The 22289-nt window shown below is 63.3% G+C and carries 22 protein-coding genes and 1 tRNA gene; 13 read left to right on the forward strand and 10 right to left on the reverse strand.

Going from position 1 to position 22289, the window contains the following annotated elements; translation table 11 throughout:
* From H6955_09335 to H6955_09355, 5 genes are all read right to left on the reverse strand, one after another.
* Positions 1 to 444, reverse strand: coding sequence for a hypothetical protein (locus H6955_09335; protein ID MCP5313749.1), 444 nt, complete (start codon positions 442 to 444; stop codon positions 1 to 3).
* Between the two features lies 1 nt (position 445).
* Complete coding sequence (gene sulP / locus H6955_09340; protein MCP5313750.1) at positions 446 to 2251, reverse strand: sulfate permease; 1806 nt, start codon at positions 2249 to 2251, stop codon at positions 446 to 448.
* The gene (locus tag H6955_09345) at positions 2248 to 2604 is read right to left on the reverse strand and encodes a hypothetical protein (GenBank protein MCP5313751.1); all 357 of its coding nucleotides are present in this window, start codon (positions 2602 to 2604) and stop codon (positions 2248 to 2250) included. The genes sulP and H6955_09345 overlap by 4 nt, the downstream gene beginning before the upstream one ends.
* Before the next feature lie 109 nt (positions 2605 to 2713).
* Positions 2714 to 3997, reverse strand: coding sequence for a HAMP domain-containing histidine kinase (locus H6955_09350; GenBank protein MCP5313752.1), 1284 nt, complete (start codon positions 3995 to 3997; stop codon positions 2714 to 2716).
* Positions 3987 to 4667, reverse strand: a complete 681-nt coding sequence (locus H6955_09355; protein MCP5313753.1) for a response regulator transcription factor — start codon at positions 4665 to 4667, stop codon at positions 3987 to 3989. Before H6955_09355 ends, H6955_09350 begins: the two co-directional genes overlap by 11 nt.
* Positions 4668 to 5116: 449 nt before the next feature.
* Here H6955_09355 and H6955_09360 point away from each other — a divergent pair, with 449 nt between their 5' ends.
* A complete protein-coding gene (locus tag H6955_09360; GenBank protein MCP5313754.1) occupies positions 5117 to 5875 on the forward strand; it encodes a mobilization protein in 759 nt (252 codons plus the stop codon).
* Positions 5876 to 6308: 433 nt separating this feature from the next.
* Here the strand turns inward: H6955_09360 and H6955_09365 are convergent.
* The 5 genes from H6955_09365 to flgA form a co-directional block, all read right to left on the reverse strand.
* A tRNA-Arg gene (locus H6955_09365) sits at positions 6309 to 6385 on the reverse strand.
* A gap of 185 nt (positions 6386 to 6570) precedes the next feature.
* Complete coding sequence (locus H6955_09370) at positions 6571 to 8838, reverse strand: CZB domain-containing protein (GenBank protein ID MCP5313755.1); 2268 nt, start codon at positions 8836 to 8838, stop codon at positions 6571 to 6573.
* A gap of 339 nt (positions 8839 to 9177) precedes the next feature.
* Positions 9178 to 9657, reverse strand: a complete 480-nt coding sequence (locus H6955_09375; GenBank protein MCP5313756.1) for a flagellar protein FlgN — start codon at positions 9655 to 9657, stop codon at positions 9178 to 9180.
* Positions 9658 to 9662: 5 nt separating this feature from the next.
* On the reverse strand, positions 9663 to 9998 hold the full coding sequence (gene flgM, locus H6955_09380) for a flagellar biosynthesis anti-sigma factor FlgM (protein MCP5313757.1): 336 nt from the start codon (positions 9996 to 9998) through the stop codon (positions 9663 to 9665).
* Positions 9999 to 10132: 134 nt separating this feature from the next.
* Positions 10133 to 10843 (reverse strand): flagellar basal body P-ring formation protein FlgA, encoded by a 711-nt coding sequence (flgA, locus tag H6955_09385; protein ID MCP5313758.1) that lies wholly within the window; start codon positions 10841 to 10843, stop codon positions 10133 to 10135.
* Between the two features lie 113 nt (positions 10844 to 10956).
* On the opposite strand from flgA, the gene H6955_09390 reads away from it, so the two are divergent.
* The 12 genes from H6955_09390 (at position 10957) to flgK (ending at position 22288) form a co-directional block, all read left to right on the forward strand.
* Positions 10957 to 11898, forward strand: coding sequence for a chemotaxis protein CheV (locus tag H6955_09390; GenBank protein ID MCP5313759.1), 942 nt, complete (start codon positions 10957 to 10959; stop codon positions 11896 to 11898).
* A gap of 36 nt (positions 11899 to 11934) precedes the next feature.
* A complete protein-coding gene (locus tag H6955_09395; protein MCP5313760.1) occupies positions 11935 to 12756 on the forward strand; it encodes a methyltransferase domain-containing protein in 822 nt (273 codons plus the stop codon).
* Between the two features lie 170 nt (positions 12757 to 12926).
* Complete coding sequence (gene flgB / locus H6955_09400) at positions 12927 to 13322, forward strand: flagellar basal body rod protein FlgB (protein ID MCP5313761.1); 396 nt, start codon at positions 12927 to 12929, stop codon at positions 13320 to 13322.
* Complete coding sequence (gene flgC / locus H6955_09405; protein MCP5313762.1) at positions 13319 to 13732, forward strand: flagellar basal body rod protein FlgC; 414 nt, start codon at positions 13319 to 13321, stop codon at positions 13730 to 13732. Before flgB ends, flgC begins: the two co-directional genes overlap by 4 nt.
* A 6-nt stretch (positions 13733 to 13738) precedes the next feature.
* Positions 13739 to 14422, forward strand: coding sequence for a flagellar hook assembly protein FlgD (locus H6955_09410; GenBank protein ID MCP5313763.1), 684 nt, complete (start codon positions 13739 to 13741; stop codon positions 14420 to 14422).
* Between the two features lie 14 nt (positions 14423 to 14436).
* Complete coding sequence (gene flgE, locus H6955_09415) at positions 14437 to 15711, forward strand: flagellar hook protein FlgE (protein MCP5313764.1); 1275 nt, start codon at positions 14437 to 14439, stop codon at positions 15709 to 15711.
* Positions 15712 to 15799: 88 nt separating this feature from the next.
* Positions 15800 to 16540, forward strand: a complete 741-nt coding sequence (locus tag H6955_09420) for a flagellar basal body rod protein FlgF (GenBank protein ID MCP5313765.1) — start codon at positions 15800 to 15802, stop codon at positions 16538 to 16540.
* A gap of 96 nt (positions 16541 to 16636) precedes the next feature.
* Positions 16637 to 17422 (forward strand): flagellar basal-body rod protein FlgG, encoded by a 786-nt coding sequence (flgG, locus tag H6955_09425; protein MCP5313766.1) that lies wholly within the window; start codon positions 16637 to 16639, stop codon positions 17420 to 17422.
* Positions 17423 to 17452: 30 nt separating this feature from the next.
* On the forward strand, positions 17453 to 18166 hold the full coding sequence (locus H6955_09430; protein MCP5313767.1) for a flagellar basal body L-ring protein FlgH: 714 nt from the start codon (positions 17453 to 17455) through the stop codon (positions 18164 to 18166).
* Positions 18167 to 18179: 13 nt separating this feature from the next.
* Positions 18180 to 19370, forward strand: a complete 1191-nt coding sequence (locus H6955_09435; protein MCP5313768.1) for a flagellar basal body P-ring protein FlgI — start codon at positions 18180 to 18182, stop codon at positions 19368 to 19370.
* Positions 19371 to 19378: 8 nt separating this feature from the next.
* Positions 19379 to 20302, forward strand: a complete 924-nt coding sequence (gene flgJ / locus H6955_09440; GenBank protein ID MCP5313769.1) for a flagellar assembly peptidoglycan hydrolase FlgJ — start codon at positions 19379 to 19381, stop codon at positions 20300 to 20302.
* A 24-nt stretch (positions 20303 to 20326) separates the two neighbouring features.
* Positions 20327 to 22288 carry a flagellar hook-associated protein FlgK gene (gene flgK / locus H6955_09445; protein ID MCP5313770.1) on the forward strand — a complete coding sequence of 654 codons (1962 nt, stop codon included), beginning with the start codon at positions 20327 to 20329 and terminating at the stop codon, positions 22286 to 22288.
* Position 22289: the final 1 nt, after the last annotated feature.

The following is a 22289-nucleotide window of genomic DNA, read 5'->3' on the forward strand; positions in this document are numbered from 1 at the left end:
TCACTTGTACTGTTCGATCAGCGACTTCAGTTCAGACACTATCCGGGTGTAGAGCCGGCTGCGTTGCTTCGCGCTGGCTTCGGCCGCGCTGTCGGCGGCCTGCAGATCGCTCACCATATCGCGCAGCGTCGCGACGCGTTGACGGTGTTCCGGCTGTACGTCTTCGGCTGTCTCCAGCCAGTCCAACACCGTCTTCATGTGTTGGTGCGTGAGATTGCGTTCCAGCGGTTTCGTCTCCGCATGGGGAATCGTCTGCTCAAGCAGCCACTGGGCCTCGACCAGTGCCTGGCGGCCCGGGGCGTACAGTTCGCTACGGCGCGACCCGATCCCGAGGATGTCGAAAGAGAGCAGGGCAGTCCCGAACAGGATGACCAGCAACAGCAGGGTGGTTGCCGCGACGTAGATGCGGCGCGCGTTCCTTACCGAAACACTGAACACGGCCATATCACCCCGTCTCGCCGACTGCCAGTTCCTGGCACTCGACGAATACGCGCGCGCTGCAGGTGCTGCAATGCGCGTGGTCCAGCTGTGCGACCGCGGCGGCGATGCCGGCACTCTTCGACTCGTAGACCGCGTCACGCCCGATGTCATCGAGATAGCCGCCGCGCTCGAGGAATGCCAACACGGCCGGCTTGACCCGGAATAGGTACAGTCGCCGACCCGCACGCTTCAGACGTGCCGCCTCCTGGACGAGGAACTCGGCTCCTGCCACGTCGATGAAATTGATGCCGTGGGCGATCAGCGCGGTATCGCGCGGTATCCGGTCGCGGCCTTCCATGTTGCGCAGCCGCTCGGCGACGTGGCTGACCGCGCCGAAGAACAGAGAACCGTCGATACGCACCAAGCGCAGTTTCGGGCACTGCGCAAGGCCCTTGGCGTCGTTGAAGCGACGGCGCGGCAGGTTCGGGTCCGGCACCCGCTGTTCGAGATGCGGGCGCGATGTGCGATTCAGGTAGGCGATCAGCGACAGGCCGACACCGAGCAGTATCGCGAACTCGAGGTCGAGCAACAGTGCGGACAGGAAGGTCACCGTCATGACGGCAGACTCCGACTGGCTGGCACGCAGGATCTTGCGAATGTGGTGGCCGTCGACCAGCCCCCAGGCGACAAGCATCAGCACGCCGGCCATCGCGGCATTGGGCAGGTATGCCGCCAGCGGTGCCACGAGCACGACGATGCCCATCAGCAGCACGCCGGCGAACACGGCCGCCAGCGGGGTCTTGGCGCCGGCCTCGTAGTTGAGCCCGCTACGATTGAACGAGCCGGTGGCGACATAGCCCGAGAAAAAGCTGCCGACCACATTCGACAGACCCTGGCCGACGAATTCCTGGCTGCCGTCGATGTGCTGTCCGGTCTTGATCGCGATCGACCGGGCGATGGAGACGGCCTCGGTCAACGCGAACAGGGTCACGGCCAGTGCCGTCGGCGCCAGTTCGCGCAGGGTCGCGAGATCGAACGCCGGCATCGACAGTGGAGGCAACTGGTCGGGCAGGGCACCGACCGTGGCAATGCCGTGCTCGGGACCGCCGATCAACAGTGCGGTCAGGCTCCCGATCAGCATCGCACCAATCATGTAGGGGACCCGTGGCAGGTAGCGTTTCAGCGCGATACCACTGAACAGCGTGACCAGTGACACGGCGAGTACGTAGGGATTGATCGCGTCCGGTTGGGCGATCAGGTGGTGCAGGGTCCCGAACAGGTCGCTGCCACGTGGAATCGGCACGCCGAAGAAGTGCTTCAGCTGGCTCACGCCGATCAGCACGGCAGCCCCGGCGGTAAATCCCACGATGACCGAATGCGAAATGAAATTGACCAGGGTACCGAGGCGTGCGAAACCCATGAACAACTGGATCGCGCCGACCATCAGTGTCAGGGTCAATGCGAGACGCACGTATTCGACGCTACCCGGTTCGGCAAGAGCGCTCAGCGACGAGAACAGTACGATGGACGCTGCAGTGGTCGGCCCGGAGACCAGGTGCCAGGATGAACCGAACAGCGCGGCGATGATCGCGGGCACCATGCCGGCGTACAAGCCGTACTCCGGCGGCATTCCGGCGATCGTCGCGAACGCGACCCCTTGGGGCAATACCACGATCGCGCCAGTCAGCGCGGCGACCAGGTCGCTGCTCAGCGTGCCGCGGTTGACCCGGGGCAGCCAAGCGAGGAACGGTAACAGGCGCCTCAGGCCGGCACCGGTGCCCACCCGGTCGAGGGCATGCTGCGCGGTGTTGGCGAAGGCTCCGGTTTTCATCGGCCCTGCACCTTCTCCGTGCCGATGTGATGGCGATGTTCCATGCTGCCGCCATCGAGCACCTTGGGCGTTTCGGGGGCGTCGCTCACGGTATCGACTCGGCTCCCGGGGAAGCTCCCGCCGTCGGCGCGCCGTAGTGTCGATCCGGCCGAGGTCTTGAGCGTGCCGGCGGACTCGATCCGAGCTGCCACGGCCAGCGTCGCGATCAGACCGATGACCGCGATCACCATGTGATGGGTGGTCAGGCCGATCACCGCCAGGATCACCGACAGGGCGACGATCACATGGCGGACCGCACTGCTCGCCGGGTCGTCCTGGGCCTGTTTGAAGGGAGAAATAGAGATGTACTGCATGGCGCGCTCCGGTATGGCTTGGGCATCAAATGTTGTTCCCAAGAAGCCTACCGAAGTCGGCGTTAAGACAATGCAAAACGAACGTTAAGGGAGCGTTAAATCGCCGTGGTCAGGCAGGCGAAGGCCTGGTCGCGAAGCTCAGGCGCGCGGCGGTGCCGCCGGTATCGATGTTGGCCAGCGTGACCTGCCAGCCATGGCGCTCGCAAAGGCGGCTTACCAGCGACAAGCCCAGGCCGGCGCCGTCACTCGCGTCGCCACGCACGTAGGGCTTGAACAAGGCGCTGACGTCGAGATCGCCGATGCCGGTGCCGGTATCACGCACCTCGATCGCATCGGATTTTACCTCGACGATCACCTTTCCCTCGCTGGTGAAGCTGAGGGCGTTGCGCAGCAGATTGCCGAGCACCATCGACAGTACGGCCCGGTCAACCCGCAGCTGTGGGTGTCCGGAGATGGTCAGCGCAAGTGCCACGGGTTTGAAGCGGAACAGTTCGCGGTAGCGTTCGACCAGGTCGGCGACCACCGCCGCGACATCACATGTAGGCGTCTCGGCTGACGCCGTGTCCTGTTCACGCGCCAGGGCGAGCAGTGCGCCGGTCATCTCGCTCATCTCGGCGACGGCGCGGCCGATGCGTGCGACGCGTGCCTGGTTGCGTTCGTCCAGGGAGTGATCGTCCAGCAGCAACTCGCTGGCGCCGGCGATTACCGCGAGTGGTGTGCGCAGCTCATGACTGACGTCGCCGGTGAACAGGCGTTCACGTTCGATGAAATCGTGCAGGCGCCCCAGATAGTCGTCGAAATCGGCTGCCAGCTGCTGTACCTCGATCCAAGGAAACTCTCCGGCCAGAGGCTGGTGGTCGTCTTCCGGTCGCAGTTCGGCAGCACGGCGCACCAACTCGGTTACCGGCGCGATCACTCGGGTCGCCAACTGCCTTCCGGAAAGGGCCGAAATCAGCGTGATCACCAGCACGCTGCTGGCAAGCAGAAGCGCAAAGCCGCGTTCACGACGCTGCAGGGCGCTGACGTCGTACAGGACGACGTAGCGCCGATCACGGACCTCGCGGATCGCGGCCCGATAGGGCGTTCCGTCGAGTTGCAGCTGGTGCTGCCCCGGGGCGAGTGACGCCACTTCGGGTGGCGTGTTGCCCAGGGCTCCCTGGGCACGGATGACGAATGCCCGGATGGTCGCAGTGCGTTCCGGCAACGAATACGGATTTCGCGCCTGGCGTTCGACCAGATCGTCCAGTTCCGCGTTCAGCGTGTCGTCAATCAGCTGCCGTTCGAGATCGTGTGAGGCAACATAGATCACCACCGCCAGTATCAGGCTCACCAGGGCGCCGAACACCGCGAGCGCGACCGCGACGCGGTTGCGCAGGCTGCGCCTAGCGGTCATCGCCCAATGCGAGCTGATAGCCGATGCCGCGAATGTTGTGGATCAACGGCTCGGCGGCACCGCGATCCACCGCGGCACGCAGTGCATGGATATGCGCGCGTAGCGCATCGCTGTCCGGCGGGTCGTCGGCCCAGACCTCACGTTCGATCTCCTCGCGGCGAACGACACCCGGCGAACGTCGCATCAACAGCTCGAGGATGCGCAACGGTATCGGTGCCAGGTCGATGCGCCGGCCGGCGCGTTCGACCCGCAGGTTGTCGGGATTGAACCTGAGGTCCGCCACGACCAGCTGTGACTTCGCGACCTCACCATGGGCGCGGCGCACCAGCGCGTTCAGGCGGGCCTCCAGCTCGGGCATCGCGAACGGTTTCACCAGATAATCGTCGGCGCCGCTGTCGAAGCCTTCCAACTTGTTCGCCAGGGTGTCCCGCGCAGTCAACATAAGCACCGGCGTGCCGTTGCCTTCGGCCCGCAGCCGGCTGCACACCTCGAGGCCATCCATTCCGGGCAGCATCAGGTCGAGCACGATGACGTCGTAGCTGTTTTCGAGCGCAAAGCGCAGCCCGGTGAGGCCGTTGTGCGTCACGTCCACGCTGTGTCGATGCGCCTCGAGGTAATCGCAAAGGTTGCCGGTGAGATCCGGATTGTCTTCGACCAACAGGATGTGCATCCGCCGAATCATAACCGACGCCGCGGCGCGACGCGGGGAACCGGTTTGTGCAAAACAGCGGTGTTCTCTGGTCGGCGAACAGCCCGGTAATCCGAAGGTCGAGGCGCCTGGATACATTGCGCAGTGAAGACACCAGCGCTTGGCTTCGTCGGTAGATCGAGTTTCGTTGTTCGATTTCGGGTATCGGGCGTGGCTCGTGTTCAGGGGCCAGGGACAGGCTGGCTTCTTCCCCGATGCGACCGCTTTTGGTGCGTTATGCGTACAAGGGTGCATCGCAGTGGCGGCCGAAAAACGGATGTTTCGATGATTTGGCGTTCGTCACTGGTCTCGCGAAGAGTGGTCTGTATAATCCGCCCGCCTTCGACTCGGGATCGCCCGGTTGAAGGCAAAAACTCTCTTAAATTCATGGAACTAAATTGGTGCAAGGCACCAAGAAGGGGCGCAAGGTAATGAGTCAGATTCATCTCGTGGGTGGCGAGAAAGGTGGTGTTGGCAAGTCCACAGTGGCACGTCTGCTGGCCCAGGAATTCATCGATCGCAATCAATCTTTCGTGGCACTGGATGGCGATCAGTCGCATGGCGACCTGCTGCGTTTCTACGCCGACTACACGAAGGCGCTGGACCTGCGCGACAATGCGAGCGCCGATGCCATCCTGCTGTCGGCGATCGATACCGACCAGACCGTGTTGGTCGACCTGCCGGCGCAAAGCGCCAGTGCGCTGCAGGACTGGGTCCAGGACAGCGGCGTGCTCGACCTGGCAGAAGAACTGGATATCCCCGTCACCGTCTGGCACGTCACTGACGGCAGCCGCAATTCGGTCGATCTCTTGCAGCGTGTGATCAATGATTTTTCCGCTCACCGCGGTGTGTCGTTCGTGATCGTGCGCAACTTCGGTCGCGGCGGAAACTTCGACGCCTTCGATCGCTCGGCAGCGAAGTCACAAGCCGAGGCACATGGCGCGCGGGTCATCGACCTGGCCAAGCTGGACGACAATGTCATGAGTAGCATCGACTGGAAAGGGCTGAGTTTCTGGGCAGCAGCAAACCGCATCGAGGGTGATTGCCTGTCGGTGCTGGATCGTAAACGTGCCAAGGCTTGGTATGGTCGTTGGCAGCAACAGCTCGATCAGGTCTCCGACCTGATCTCGGAACCTGCGTCCACCCTTGGCGGCTCCGCGGAAGTCATCCAGCTGCACTCGGCATCCTGATCGGTGATGCGGCGGCCCGGGCCCACGCGGTCCGCCGCGTCGACCAGATAAGGCCGGCAGGCAACCCCGCCATCTTGGCGGGGTCCCGGGTGGCTGAATGTCTCTCGGGGTTTGCAGCAGTGTTGTTCGGGCCGGGCGGACTCCGCGGTCCGCTATCGGAACGCGTCATCCATTCTGGAATGAAGGTACTTGAAATCTGCCCTTGGCCGGACGAGGCCGTCGTGTGCGTCGAAAACGTCCGCGCGTCATTCGGGCGAAATTCGTTTCTACCTGAGATACCGGTAGTTCATGTCCGAAACTTGGGTGCGGTGCGAACGAGTGAATGGTGCCCCCGAGAGGGTGAGGTGAGTCGGTCTGTCCGGTGGACAGACGCAGCTCACCGAACGCCGCGAAGGGGCCGGGAATCCGAACGGCGGGACATGAACGGAGTGAATGGTGCCCCCGAGAGGATTCGAACCTCTGACCTCACCCTTAGGAGGGGTGCGCTCTATCCAGCTGAGCTACGAGGGCGGATGTGGGATGGGCCGGGGATTTCGCGGGGCTGCTGCGCATCCTGCGGCGCCGCGGCATCGGCACCCCCCGATTCTAACGCGGCATGGGGGTGCTGTGTAACACGGGTGACCGGAAAGGGCCCGACGCGATGCGCCGGCGAGCGGGTGGCCTCGCCGTGCTCGCGGTGGCGGCGATGGGCCGGTTCAGACGACGTGGCGTTCGAGATTCTCGATCAGATGGACGATCTTTTCCGAAAGCCCGGCGAGTCTCTGGTACTCCTTCTCTGCGGCGTCCATGTCACCGCGGTCCTTCAGACCGACGATGCGCTTTACCGCCTCGTGCAACTCGCGGTGGGGTGCCTCGATCGCCCTAAACTCGTGCTGTTGACCGAACTGCTGCGATCCGGTCGAGAAATACCAGCGGCCCATCGCGCACTCGTGGTCAGAGACCAACTCGGATTCGTCCATCGTGCGGACACCATCGAGATAGGCCCGCAGCTTGGCCGTCCATGCCTTGTGCGAGGCCTTGGCGCGTTCCAGCACTGAAGCCGCGGTCGACGCGGTCGCACCGAGCGCATTCATGCCGGCCACGAGTTCCTCCATGATGGCGACGATCCGGTCACTGATCTCGGCGGTGTCCTGTGCGCCGTGCGCGGTCTCCTCGGCCAGTGCACCGATGTTGGTGACGTTTCTACCGATTTCTTCGACAACGGCGCGTTGTTGGCTGGAAGCGCTGGCAACCTGGGTACTCATGCGCGTGATCGTGTCCACGGAGCCGACGATGGCATCGAGTGCTTCGCCCGCAAGACGCGCCTGCTCGACGCTCTCGGTGGTCCGGGCAAGGCTCTTCTCGGTCGTGGAAACCGCCTCGTCCGCACTCTGCTGCAGTTTTTGGATCGTCCCCTGAATCTCTTGCGTGGATTGCTGCGTGCGGTGTGCCAGTGTTCGTACCTCGTCGGCGACCACGGCGAACCCACGGCCCTGTTCACCCGCCCGGGCCGCTTCGATTGCGGCATTGAGTGCAAGCAGGTTGGTCTGTTCGGCGATTCCACGGATGACGTCGAGCACGGTGCCGATCTTCGTCGTGTCGTCATTCACTTTCTTGACGACGGTGTCGACCGATGCAACGTCCGTTGCGACCAACTCGATTGCAGCGATCGTGTTGTTGACCACGTCCTTGCCGGTGCGTGCCTGTTCGCCGGCATTCTTCGCCGATTCCGCGGTCTCTTCGGTGTTCCGTGCGACCTCCTGGACCGTAGACGACATCTCGTTCATCGCGGTGGCCACAACCGAGGTCTCGGAATTCTGCCGTTGCATGCCGTGCTTCGTGTGGGTGGCGCCGGTGGACAGCTGGTCTGCCATGCCGCTCAGTTCGGCGAGCGACAGGCTCATCTTCTCGACCACGCGTTCTATCTTGTCGACGAAGGTGTTGAAGCCACGGGAAAGAAATGCGACCTCGTCCCGGCCCTTCACCGGCAACCGAGCGCCAAGCGCCGCCGTACCGCTGGAAATCTCGTCCAATGCCTGTACCGTGGCACGCAGCGGTTGCACGACGCTGCGGCTTATCCACCATACAAGCAACGCGATGATCGCAAAGCTGGCGAATCCCGCGAATGCCATCGACGACTGCAGGTCGCTCATTTGGGCGACAAAAAAGCTCCGGTCCTTCACCAGCTCGAGTGCGGCGATCGGTTTTCCGGAGTAATCGGTGATCTGATGTACATAGACAGCGACTGGTACGCCATCGACGGTGCGCTCTGCAAAGTAAGGCTCGCCGTTGACGGCCTCGATAATGTGCTCTTTCTCCAGCAGCGGTTGGGTCCCGATGGTGCTGCCAAAGACGGTCAAACCATTGTCTTTGAGCATGTACAGCCCGAGCTTTATGCCATGTTCCTGGGTGAATTCATCGAAGAACTGTTGTCCGAACGACATCCCGAATTCGACCGATCCTATGTGTTCGCCCTGGTGAGAAACGGGCACCATGCCGCGAATTCCGAGGCCGGCAACACCCATTTCGAGGCCTGTGATCGGCTGCTTGGCGCGGTTGGTCTCGACCACCGTCTCGCGGAACGTGGACAGGTCGTCGCCATGTTTCTCCGGCTTGTGGACGCGCAGGAACGAAGTCGCAGGCGGGGTATGGAACTGGAACTGCCGGGCGCCGTACTGTGACTTCAATGCCGCGAAGCCCGGGACGAAAAGCTGTTCCAGCGTCTCTCTCTGGCCGTTCGCAAATGCTGTTTGTACGCTGGGAATCTCGGCTACCAGGGCGCTCATCGCCTGCGCCATCTGACCCTTTTGTGATATCGATGCCATTACATTTTCGTATACGGCCTTGAGTTCCTTCTCCTCCGAGTCGGTCAGGCTGCCGTCCATGAACGACAGCGACAAAAGGGTCAGGATCAATGCCTGAACGGCCACTGCGATTCCAACGGCGACGGCATAGCGGGCCGTGATGCTGAAGTTTCTGAGCATGGAATCTGATACCTCTTCAAGGATATTGGTGTCGCGGATGCCGGATATGCTGTGCGGCCAGGGTCTGCAATAGCGTCGACTCGAAGCGTGATTTCTTAAGCGGTAGATCGAGGCGAATAGCCGTCGTCTGTGGCGTCACGATGGTGCAGTGTGCCTGTGCCAGCATCGTTGACCGCGAATCGGGTCGAACAGCGGTGCCGTGATTCACCTTGCGGATTGCATGCCAGGCATGTGGGTGCATGCACCAGGAGAAGGCAGGCGCCGCCAGGCACCTCAGGTGCGGCAAGTCCACAAGGTACAGCCGCAGACGGCGGCAAGGTAGCGGTCGTCGTGGACGGCTCAGACCTTCCCGAGCGAGTAGCGATCCGCGCCGCTCGCGCGGCGCCGCAATCCGGCGTAGGTGTCGTCCGATGTGGGGCGCCCGGTCAGAATGCCAAGCGCGGCGCGTGTGGCGCGTTGCCCCTGTGCGGCCAGCTGACCGTTGCGCAGGTTCAGGTCGGCGACGGTCTGGGCGAGTTCGGTGAGCTGGTTCCAGGCCCGCTGAAGGTCTGGCAGGCCGAGTCGATCGACCAGGGTGCTCCCGCCTTCCAGACTCTGTTCAAACCCGGCAGCCTTCTGCAGCCGGTCGCGCGCCTGAACGCTGGACGCGAGTTCCTTCAGGACAGCGAGCTTCTCGGTCACGATCTGCTGCAGCAGTTCGGGGTCGCGCCCGGTCAGGGCGGCCTGTTCTCGCGACAGCAGCTGCTGCAGTGTCTGCAGACCGTGCAGGCTGGCCTGCACGGTTGCGGAGAATGCGCCGCTCAACTGATCCCGGTCCACCTGCGTCAGCTCGGCGCCAGCCCGGTTTCGAAGGTCAGCAGTTTGTCCGCGACCTGCGCCGGTTCTATCTGGAATGCACCGGTTGCCAGGGTTCGCTGCACGTCCTGTACGCGTTGCGTATCGACCACCGGTAGGTTGGCGATCTCCGCCTCGAGCGCCTGCAGCTGCGCAGCCTGACTGGAGAGGTTCAGCTTGTCGCCGCCGGTGGACGCCGTCTTTGCGCCCCCGCCGTTGCCCGCCGCCGAGGTCTGGTTGTTGCTCGGGGGGGCTGCTTGTGATTTGGCTGCTTCTACCGCCTCTGCAGGCGGCCTTCCGCTGTTTCCACTGATCTCAATGCCCATCTCGGTCACACCCGTTCACTGTGAGTACGCTCTTGCTATCGTCCGACTTTTGACGGCCTTTAGGCAGCAGCGGTAAGTAGTGAAGTGCGTTCCGAAAAAAGTCATTTCGGCAGTATCTTTAGGGTTTTGCCGGGTCAATTCGTGACCTCGATCACGCCACTGTCCGTGACCGTCCCGGTAATGACCCGGCCGGACGCCAGGTTTTTCGCGCGAATCCGGTCGCCGCGGCCGCCATCGGCGAGGGCCTTGCCCCGCATCGTCACGTGCAAGCCGTCGAGCGCGGACACGATCATTACCTGACTACCTCGTTTGACCAGTTTGGCGCGCTGCAACAGACCGGCATGCAACGTGGCTCCGCCGGACACCGCGCGCTTGGTGCGCAGTCCGACCACGTCCTCGATACGCGTGAAATAGGCCTTGTGCACGGTCGATGTATCGATTTCCTTCAGGGCCAGATCTGCAGCGACCAGGCTTTGCCCCCGCACCAGAGGGCGCTGGCTGACGACCACCTGGTTCAGCGTCGCGACCTGTACCGGTACAAACAGTTTCCACGGCTTGCTGCCGGTGCATCGCACACCCACCACCCCGCGCCCTCCGCTGAGCGCGTTCGGCGAGTCATAGGTTTCGAGCGCTTGGTCGCAGGCGGCAAGACGCAGGCGACTGTCGAGGTTGCCGACCGTCACCTCGATCCGCCCCGAGAGACTCTCGGTACGCGCCAACACGTGCTGCTCGGCGGCCGCACGGATGTCTTCGTGTGGCTCGACCGCAAACTCCTCGCCTGCAGCGGGACCGAAGCTTGCGGCGAGCACCATCGCCGCGACGGTTTTCTGTCGGAGATCGTTCATGCCGGATCAGCAGCAAGGATCGTGCCCGGTCACCGGACCCGACTGGCTAAAGCTTGTTCCCGGTGGGCCGCTACGCAGTCCATCTGATTTTGGTCGCAACCATGGGGTGGCAGATGGCCGGGGTACTCGACGGCGTCGACATGCGCACCAGGCTCGCTGGGCACAATCGGCTGGAGTTGCTGCTATTCCGGCTGGGCAACGGGCAGCGGTTCGGCATCAACGTGTTCAAGGTGCAGGAGGTCATCCAATGTCCCGCACTGACCTCGCTGCCGCAGTCACACCCGGTGATACTCGGTATCGCCAACATGCGGGGCAGGACCATAGCGATCATGGACCTGGCGCGTGCGATCGGCATCGGCGCAGACGGCGACCACCGCGACAAGTTCGTGATCATCACCGAGTACAACCGCAGAATGCAGGGGTTTCTGGTCGATTCGGTGGACCGCATCGTCAACATGAACTGGGAAGAGATTCTTCCGCCGCCAAAAGGCGCCGCGCAGGGTACCTACATGACCGCGGTCACCCAGGTCGACGACGAACTGGTCGAGATCATCGACGTCGAGAAGATCCTCAGCGAAGTGACTGGAAGCCAGGAGCATGTCTCCGACGGCATCATCCAGCAGCGTGAAACCGACGAACCGCAGCATGTGCTGCTGGCCGACGACTCGAGTGTCGCGCGAAAACAGGTCAGCCGGGTGTTGGAGCAGATGGGTGTCGAGTACACCACGGCCAACGACGGCAAGCAGGCGCTCGACCAGCTCAAGGCCTGGCTCGACGAGGGGCGCGACGTATCGAACTGGCTTGCGCTGGTGATCTCGGATGTCGAGATGCCGCGTATGGACGGCTACTCGCTGACCAGGGCGATCCGCGAACACCCGCAGCTCGCACATCTGCATGTGATACTGCATACCTCGCTGAGCGGGGTGTTCAACAAGTCGATGGTAGAGAAAGTCGGCGCGAATGACTTCTTGCCAAAATGGGAGCCTGACTCGCTCGCAACGATCGTACAGGAGCAGTTGCGCCAGCATGCGAACGAGCGTCAAGCTCTCTCCTGATTTCCGCGTCTCCGGACCGGTTGAGCAGTGCAAGCAGTGAACAAGAACCTCACGCCGGCCGAGTACAAAGCGATCCACGAATTCCTTGAAAGCCAGGCCGGTATCAGGCTGGGCACGGGCAAGGAATACCTGGTCATCAGCCGCCTGTCACGGCTGTTTGCAGTGTTCGAGCTGGACGGCTTCGGCGACCTCGTCAGTCGCCTGGGCGATTTCGGCTCGAGCCGGATCCAGGCGGCGGTGGTCGACGCAATGACCACCAACGAGACGTTCTGGTTTCGCGATGCGGCGCACTTTCGTGCGCTGGTCGACGGAATCCTCTCCGAGACCAAGCCGCTCGACCTGCGAATCTGGTCGGCCGCGGCGTCGACGGGTCAGGAGGCATACACGGTCGCGATCACGCTTCAGGACGGGATGCAGGAGGGTCGGCTGGCGCGCTCGATGCGCTACGAGATCGTCGGCACCGATATCTCCGCGACGGCGCTCAAGGAGGCACAGGGCGGCGTGTATTGCGGTATTTCGGCGGCACGTGGATTGACCGACCTGCAGCGCCAACGTTATTTCCGTGAACAGGACGGGTGCATCGAACTGCTTCCGCAATATCGGCAGCGGGTCAACTTCCGGCAGTTCAACCTGCTCAAGTCGTTCGAAAGCCTGGGACGCTTCGACGTCATCTATTGTCGCAATGTGCTGATCTATTTCTCACGCGAGCGCAAACGCGACATCATCGAGCGCATGGCGCGTTCACTACGACCGGGCGGACACCTGTTTCTCGGGTCGACCGAATCGATCAGCGGTCACGAGGATCTGTTCGAGATGCGCAACCTGGCCGGCGGCCTGGTGTACCGCGTCCGCCGCTGACGCCGTTGCCGGCACCGGCCGGCGTTGCCGCCGGAGCCGGCAAACGCTTGCCGCAGGGTCGAAGCCGGGCGACCCTTTCCGCACTTAAGTCTCTGAATTTAAAGCCAAGGTAACTCTAGGCACAGTTCCTGCTTTGGATCGACCGACATGTACGTTCGGAGACCAGCGGGATGAAACTCGACAACGTTCTCGGCATCCACGAAGAGGCCCTGCGCCTGCACGCACGCCGCTCCGAGGTGCTGGCTGCAAACCTCGCCAACGCCGACACGCCTGGCTACAAGGCGCGCGACTTCGACTTCCAGGCGATGTTGCGCAACGAGATGCAGCCCGCCGTGCGCCTCGCAGCCACCCAGGCCGGGCACATGCAGTTCGACCAGGGCCTGGTCGCATCCACCCAGATGGCCTACCGGGTTCCGCAGCAGGCCTCGCTCGACGGCAATACCGTTGAGGTCGAACGCGAGCAGACCGAGTTCAGCGCCAACGCCATGCGCTATCAGGCCAGCCTGCGTTTCCTCGACGGCAAGGTCAAAGGCCTGATGCTGGCCATCAAGGGGAGTGGCGCATGAGCAGTTTCAAGATCTTTGACATCGCCGGCTCCGGCATGAATGCGCAGAACCTGCGCATGAACCTGGTTGCCAGCAACATGGCCAACGTGGACGCCGTGTCGAGCAGTATCGACCAGACCTATCGCGCCCGGCAGCCGGTGTTCCGCGCGCTTCTCGACCAGTCCAATCCAGGTAGCTCGGCGGTCGGTGTGCGCATGGCGGGCGTGGTCGAAAGCCAGGCCCCGCTGGTGCGCGAGTACGCCCCCAACCACGCGTTGGCCGATGCCGAAGGCTACATCTACCGGCCAAACGTCAACATCGTCGAAGAGATGGCCAACATGATCTCAGCGTCGCGCGCCTACCAGAACAACGTCGAGGTGCTGAATGCCACCCGACAGATGCTCAGCGCGACGATCAACCTCGGGAGATAAGCGAAGATGAGCACCATCGCCACGCAGGACAATCTGTTCGCAAGCCTGGGGTTGACCGCTGCCGACACCTCCAGTCGCGGTACCAACAACGCCTCTGAGCTGGGTCTGACGACCTTCTTGAAACTGATGGTCACGCAGCTCAACAACCAGGACCCCTTCAAACCGATGGAGAACGGCGACTTCCTCGGTCAGATCGCACAGTTCGGTTCGGTGACCGGCCTCGAGCAGCTCAACCAGAACTTCGAATCCCTGGCCGCGTCGATCACCTCCGGGCAGGCCCTCCAGGCCGGCTCGCTGGTCGGGCGCGAGGTGTTGGCGCCTGTCGACACCGGCTACCTCGCCGCCGGCGGCGGTCTGCGCGGGCAGGTGCAGCTTGAGCAGAGCAGCCCGCAAGTCACCGCGCGCATCACCGACGCGGTCGGCCAACTGGTGCGCGAGATGCCGCTCGGCAGCGCACCGTCCGGCGAACTCAATTTCACCTGGGACGGGATGGATGACAGCGGCAACTACGTGACACCCGGCCACTACAGGGTGCAGGTCGAGGCGATCCAGAACGACCGCCCGGTCGATCTGCAGACCCAGCTGTTTGCGACCGTCGAAAGCGTCAATCTGAGCGGTAGCAACGGCTTGACGTTGAACCTCGCGGGGTTGGGCCCGATCTCCTTCAACAACGTGCGTCAGATTTATTAAACGGAGAAGCCACCATGCCTTTTCGTATTGCTCTCAGTGGACTCAATGCGGCCTCCACCGACCTGGAGGTAACCGGCAACAACATCGCCAACTCGGCCACCAATGGCTTCAAGGAGTCGCGCGCGGAGTTTGCCGACGTGTATGCCAACGCCATCCAGGACACCAGTTCCAACGCCGCCGGCCAGGGTGTGCGCGTGGCGCGCGTAGCACAGCAGTTCAGCCAGGGAACCATTGATTTCACATCCAACAACCTGGACCTGGCGATCAGCGGCCAGGGCTTTTTCGTCCTCGAGGCCCCGGACGGCACCCAGGCCTATACCCGGGCCGGCGCCTACAGCGTCGACCGCGATGGCTTCGTGGTCAACAGCAGCGCAGACCGGCTGCAGATCTACGAGGCGGTGACCGGGGTCGGTGGTACCACGACGTTCAACACCGGCGTGCTGCGCGACTTCCAGCTGCCGACCACGCCGAGTGCGCCGCTACCGACCCAGTCGATGTTCGAGGCGCTCAATCTCAATTCCTCCGAGGCGGAGGTCGCGGCCGCGGTCACCTTCGATCCAACCGATCCGACCACCTACAACAGCTCGACCTCGACCACGGTCTACGATTCGTTGGGCAACGCGCAGACCGCGACGCTGTACTTCCGCAAGACCGCGCCGAACGCCTGGGACCAGTACATCTACGTGAATGGCGCCAACATCCCACCGGATGGCACCGCCGTGCCGCCCGCTGCGCCCACGCCGTTCTCGTTGGCGTTCGACGGCTCCGGCAATCTGACCGATGTCGATGGCACCGCCGGGACGACCGGCCTGACGGCGTCGTTCGACCCCGGAACCGGCGCCGACCCGATGCAGATCAATCTCGACCTGACCGGCACCACGCAGTACGGCTCGGCGTTCGCGGTGAACAACCTCACCCAGGACGGCTTCACTTCCGGTCGCCTGTCCGGCCTGGATATCGATGCCGAGGGTGTGATCTTTGCGCGCTACACCAATGGCCAGTCGTCGGCGCTCGGCAAGGTGGCGCTCGCGAAGTTCAACAACCAGCAGGGACTGCGCCAGGTCGGGGACACCAACTGGGCGGAGAGTTTTTCATCCGGGGCGCCGCAGCTCGGTGAGGCCGGCACCTCGAGCTTCGGCCAGATTCAATCCGGTGCCCTGGAGGCCTCCAATGTGGACATCGCGCAGCAGCTGGTCAACCTGATCACTGCGCAGCGCATGTTCCAGGCGAATGCCGAGGTCATCTCCACGGCCGATTCGATCACCCAGACGATCATCAACATCCGTTAACCCGGGAACGCGGGTCGGTGACCGGGGTTCGAGCCTACCCGGTCGCCGATCCGGCGTCCCCGCCCTGAGATTCTGAGCGGAGGCCACCATGGATCGCATGTTGTACGTCGCGATGAGCGGCGCAAAGGAGACCCTGGTCGCGCAGGCGAACTCCAGCAACAACCTGGCGAACGCAGGCACGGCAGGTTTCCTCGCCGACCTCAACCAGTTCCGCAGCATGCCGGTATTCGGCAGCGGTCATCCGACACGCGTGTATGCGATGGATGAACGGCCGACGACAGACTTTGATCAGGGAAGCATCCAGTACTCCGGGCGCGACCTCGACGTCGCACTCAAGGACGGCGGCTGGCTCGCGGTCCAGTCGTCCGACGGCAACGAGGCCTACACCCGGCGCGGCGACCTCCAGGTCGACGAAAACGGCCTGCTGATGACCGGCAACAGATTGCCGGTCATGGGCAATGGTGGGCCGATTGCCGTGCCGCCTTTCGAAAAGATCGAGATCGGTACCGACGGCACCGTCTCGATTCGCCCGCTTGGTGCCACCGGCGAACAGCTCGCCGTGATCGACCGCATCAAGCTCGTCGCGCCACAGTACGACCAGATGGAGAAGGGCGACGATGGTCTGTTTCGCCTCAAAGGCGGTGGTGTCGCTGAAGCCGATGCCACGCAGCGCGTGACTGCTGGTGCCCTGGTGGCGAGCAATGTCAACGCGGTCAACGAGATGGTCGAGATGATCGAACTCGGACGTCGTTTCGAGTTGCAGGTGAAGATGATGCGCACGGCCGACGAGGATGCCGAGGCGGCGGCACGTCTGTTGCGCCCGGTATAAAGCTGGCAAGCGTTTTGCAGCAGTTCTGGTAGACGACATTGAAACAGTTGGCACCGCCGCCCTAGCGGCCGCCTGAAACGACAAGAGGCAAGCGATATGTACCCTGCACTGTGGATCGCCAAGACCGGACTCGACGCCGAGCAGACGCGCATGTCGGTCATCTCGAACAATCTGGCAAACGTCAACACGAATGGCTTCAAGCGCGACCGCGCGGTGTTCGAAGACCTGATCTACCAGAACATCCGCCAAGCCGGTGCGAACTCGACCGAGGACACCACCTTGCCGTCGGGTCTGTACCTGGGGACCGGAGTGCGAACTGTCGCGACCCAGAAGTTGCACACCCAGGGCAACATCGTTCAGACCAACAACAGCTTCGACCTCGCGGTGCAGGGCAGTGGGTTCTTTCAGATCACGCATCCCGACGGGAGCCTCGTGTACACCCGTGACGGCGCCTTCGGTATGGACTCGACCGGTCAGCTGGTCACCCAGAACGGTTATCTGCTCGATCCCGCGATCACGATCCCGGCGAACACCGTGAGCGTGACCGTCGGTTCGGACGGCACCGTCTCGGCCCTGGTCGCCGGCAACAGCGCGCCGACACAGATCGGCAACATCACCCTGGCGCAGTTCGTCAATCCGACCGGACTCGAAGCGATCGGCGACAACCTGTATCGCGAGACCTTCGCCAGCGGTGCGCCGCAGACGGATACACCCGGAACCAACGGTGCCGGCACCCTGATCCAGGGATCGTTGGAGAGTTCCAACGTCAATGTGGTCGAGGAGCTGGTCAACATGATCGAGACGCAGCGCGCCTACGAGATGAACAGCAAGGCGATTTCGACCACGGACAACATGCTCGCCTACATCAGTCAGCAGCTGTAACGGCCCGGTGAGCGACGAGGAAGAATCCAGATGAACATCGGTCACCGGATCCAGCGACAAGGGGTTCGCGCACTCGCGGCATTGAGTTGCCTGGCGTTGCTCGCCGGGTGCAATTCCGTGCCCAAGCGCGATGCCGAGTTCGCCGCGGTGCCACCGGCGCAGATCCCGCCTGTGCCACAAGGCAACGGTGCGATCTTTCAGGCGGGCTTCGAACGCAGCTGGTTCGAGAACGTGCGTGCGCGCCATATCGGCGACATCGTACTGGTCAACCTGGTCGAGGATACCGAGGCCAAACACACGAACTCGGGTACCGTGTCGAAGGAGAACGACACCTCGATCACCAACCCGACGCTGTTCGGCAAACTGCTGAGCTTCGACATTCCCGGACGCAGCGGTTCTTACAACCTGGACCAGAGTCTGGCCTCGTCGACCGATTTCTCGGGTGACGCGGACAACACGCAGAACAATGAATTCAGCGGCTCCATTTCGGTGATGGTCACCGAGGTGCTGCCGAACGGTTATCTGCGCGTTCGCGGCGAGAAGCGCATCGGGATGACCGGTGGAAACGAATACATCCGCGTGTCGGGCATCATCCGACCCGAAGACATCGACACCCGCAATACCGTGGATTCGACCCGGGTCGCGGATGCGACGCTGATCTATATCGGCGACGGTCAGGTGGCGAGTGCCAGCAAGATGGGCTGGCTGGCGAAGTTCTTCATCTCGGCGATCATGCCGTTCTAACGAGGTGGCTGCGATGCGTGCATCGAGCATTCGGCTGAACATCTTTAACCCACGGCGTCACTTCACGTCGGGCGAGTCGCGCACCCGGTCCGTCGGTCTGCAGCGACTGGTGACGCTGGCGATATGCGCAATGCTGGTGCTGGCCGTGCCGGCACAGGCGGAACGGATAAAGGACCTCGCTGCCATCCAGGGCGTGCGTAACAACCAGCTGCTCGGTTACGGCCTGGTCGTCGGCCTCGACGGGAGTGGCGACAAGGTCAATTCATCTCCGTTCACCCAGCAGAGCCTGCGCAGCATGTTGACCCAGCTGGGCATCGTCGTCCCCCCGAACATCAATCTGAACCCGAAGAACGTCGCAGCGGTCACGGTGCATGCGGATCTTCCGCCATTCGCCAAACCGGGTCAGGAGGTCGACGTCACGGTTTCTTCGATCGGTGATGCCAAGAGCCTGCGCGGCGGCAGCCTGCTGATGACACCCTTGAAGGGTATAGACGGTCAGGTCTATGCGATCGCACAGGGCAACCTCGTCGTTGGTGGTCTGTCGGCGGCGGGCGCGGACGGGTCCAAGATCACGATCAATATTCCGAGTTCCGGTCGTGTCCCGGGCGGGGCGACCGTGGAGCGCAGCGTGCCGACGCCTTTCGGTGAAGACGCGATGCTCACGTTGAATCTGAAGTCCGGTGACTTCACCACCGTGCAGCGCGTCACCGATGCGATCAACAAGGCGATCGGCGAGGGTACCGCGTTTGCGATCGACGCGACTTCGGTGAAGGTCAACGCGCCGCGCAACATCGGCCAGCGGGTCGGGTTCGTGTCGCTGGTCGAGAACCTGGAGGTCGAACCGGCCGAGGCGGTGGCGCGTGTGATCGTGAACTCGCGTACCGGCACCGTGGTGATCAACAGTACCGTGCGCGTCAGCCCGGCCGCGGTGTCGCACGGCAACCTGGTCGTGACGATCAGCGAGAACGCGCAGGTATCGCAACCGAACGCATTGGCCGCCGGCAGGACCGTGGTCACGCCACAGTCGGATGTCAGCGTGCAGGCACCGGGCGACCGGCGCATGTTCCTGTTCGATCCGGGCGTCACGCTCGACAATGTTGTGCGCGCGGTCAATCAGGTCGGAGCCGGTCCGAGCGACCTGGTGGCAATCCTCGAGGCACTCAAACAGGCCGGTGCGCTGAAGGCCGACCTGGTGGTGATCTGAGGTCCGGCATGGCACTCGACATGGCCCAGGTCTACACGGATTTTTCCGGTCTCGCCGCGCTGCGCGCGCGGGCCCGCGAGGATCAGGAGGCCGCGCTGGACCAGGTTGCCCGTCAGTTCGAGTCCTTGTTCGTACAGATGATGCTCAAGAGCATGCGCGACGCGAGTTTCGGGGGCGGCCTGATGGACAGCCAGCAGAGCGAATTCTACCGCGAGATGTACGACAAGCAGATCGCGATCGACATGGCCGACAAACAGGGCATAGGGCTGGCCGACGTGATCAAGCGTCAGCTGGGCGGCGGTGTCGCCGCGTCCTATCGGGACCTCGATCCGCAGGACTATCTCGGGATGCCGATCGTCGCACGTCCGCCGACCGGTGGGCGTGACGAGCCCGCCTTGACGGGCGCTGACGACACGCTGTCCAGGCCGCTCGACGGTACGCCCGAGGCATTCATCGACCGGCTGATGCCGATCGCGGAACAGGCCGCCGCTCAGCTCGACCTGCCGCCCGAGGCCCTGCTGGCTCAGGCGGCATTGGAAACCGGATGGGGACGCCACGTGATGCGTGGCACCGGCGGTGACAGCAGTCACAACCTGTTCGGCATCAAGGCGGACTCGCGCTGGGGCGGCGAGCGCGTGCGCGTCGGCACGCTGGAATACCGGGACGGTGTCGCGCTCAACACACGCGCAGACTTCCGAGCCTATACGTCGTACGAAGAGAGTTTCGACGACTACGTCAGTTTCATCAAACGCAACCCGCGTTATCGCGCCGCGCTGCAGAACACTGACGACCCGGCGGCGTATTTCGACGCCCTGCAGGCAGCGGGTTATGCGACCGATCCGGCGTACTCGCAGAAGATCCAGGGCATTCTCGACAGCTCCGCGATGCAGCGGGCCCGGCAGTCGCTGCGCGACCGGACCGCGGCGAGCTGAGCAGCGATGAGAGGGTGACGCAAAATGGCGAGCATCATCAATACCGGCATCAGTGCGCTGACCGCGTTCAAGCGGCAGATGGAGACCACGGGCCATAACATCGCCAACGTCAACACCGAAGGCTACAGCCGGCAGCGCGTACAACTCGAGACGCGCAACCCGCAGGTGTCGCCGGCCGGGTACATCGGTTCAGGCGTCGAAGTTGCATCGATCCACCGCGCGTACGACGACTTTCTCGCGGCGCGGGTGCGTGACTACACCTCGTCGTACGAGGAATCGAGCGTGTTCTACGACCGGGCGCTGCAGATCGACAACGTGTTTGCAGACGCATCGGCCAGCATGAGCGACATGATGCAGCAGTTCTTCGCCGCGGTCGACGACGTTGCCGATGATCCGACCTCGATCGCCGCGCGCAGCGTGATGATCAGCCGCGGCAACCAACTCGCGGAGCGCTTCAATACGCTCGACAGATGGCTCGACGACATGCGGCGCCAGCTGAACCAGGATCTCGAACACCAGGTCGGGGAGATCAACAGCCTGGCCCAGTCCCTGGCGGACGTGAACTCACGCATCGGTGCCCTGAACGGCTCCGCGGGCGGCATCCCCAACGACATCCTCGACGAGCGCGACCGGCTGGTCGATCAACTCAGCCACTACACCAGTGTTTCGACGCTGCAGCAGTCCGATGGCTCGATGAACGTCTTCATCGGCACCGGGCAGGCGCTGGTGGTCGGTGGGGTCGCCAATTCGCTGGCGGTGAGCAGCAACGTCTACGACAGCGAAAAGAAAGAGATCGTGCTGCAGCAGTCCGGTGGTCTGACGGTCAACGTATCGTCGCAGATCACCGGCGGCAGTCTTGGCGGTCTGTTGCGCTTCGGTGGCGAGGTGCTCGACGATTCACAGGCGGCGCTGGGACGTGTTGCGCTCGGTCTGGCCGATTATTTCAATGGTGAACACCAGACCGGCATGGACCTCGACGGCGACCTGGGTGGTCTGTTCTTCGGCCTGGATACGCCCGAGGTCCTGGGCAGGCAGGGCAACGCCGCCGCCAGCACGGCCGCCATCACGATCACTGACCCCTCGCAGCTCACCACGCATAGCTACCGTCTCGACCGCGCCGGTGGCGCCTGGTCGATGACCGACCTGACGACCGGTGCGGCGGTGGCGCTCAGCGGTGCCGGCACCGCAGCCAGCCCGTTGGTCGCGGCACCCCCCGCGGACCTGGGTTTCAGCGTCGTGGCCAGCGCGGTGAACGGCGACAGCTTTCTGTTGCGCCCGACGCGCAACGGTGCCGAGGGCTTCCGTGTACTGGTCGACGCCGAACGCGACATCGCCGCGGCCGACCCGATCCGGTCGACTGCCGCGTCGGCGAACAGTGGTACCGGCACCATGAGTCCCGGCGCGCTGACCAGTCTGGTCGCATCGCCGACCAAGCTGGCGACGCCGCTGACCCTGCAGTTCAACACGGCGGCGAATCGGTTCGACATCTACAGTGGCAATCCGCCGGCCGGACCGGCGATCGGCAACGTTGCCTACAATCCGGCGACCGACAGCGGCGATACCCTGACCGTGAGCATCGGTGGATTGGGAGATTTCAGCTTCGAGATGACCGGCACACCGGCGAACGGTGATCGCTTCGTGCTGGCGGACAACACCGGCGGCGTCGGCGACAACCGCAATGCGCGTCGGCTGGCCGACCTGCAGACCGCGAACCTGATGATCGGTGGCACCGCGACCCTGGCCAACACCTATGGGGCCTTGATCGCCGACGTGGGCACCAGTACCCAGCAGGCCGGCAACAATGCGAGCGTCCAGGAGAACCTGCTGGCGCAGGCCGAGGCGGCCAAGGCCGAGGTGTCGGGCGTGAACCTCGACGAGGAAGCCGCCGACCTGATGCGCTTTCAGCAGGCCTATCAGGCCGCGGCGCAGGTCATCAATATCGCGAACAGCCTGTTTGACTCGTTGCTCGCCGCGGTGCGGAGGTAGG

The organism is Chromatiaceae bacterium (assembly GCA_024235395.1).
GTDB lineage: Bacteria > Pseudomonadota > Gammaproteobacteria > Chromatiales > Chromatiaceae > Thiosocius.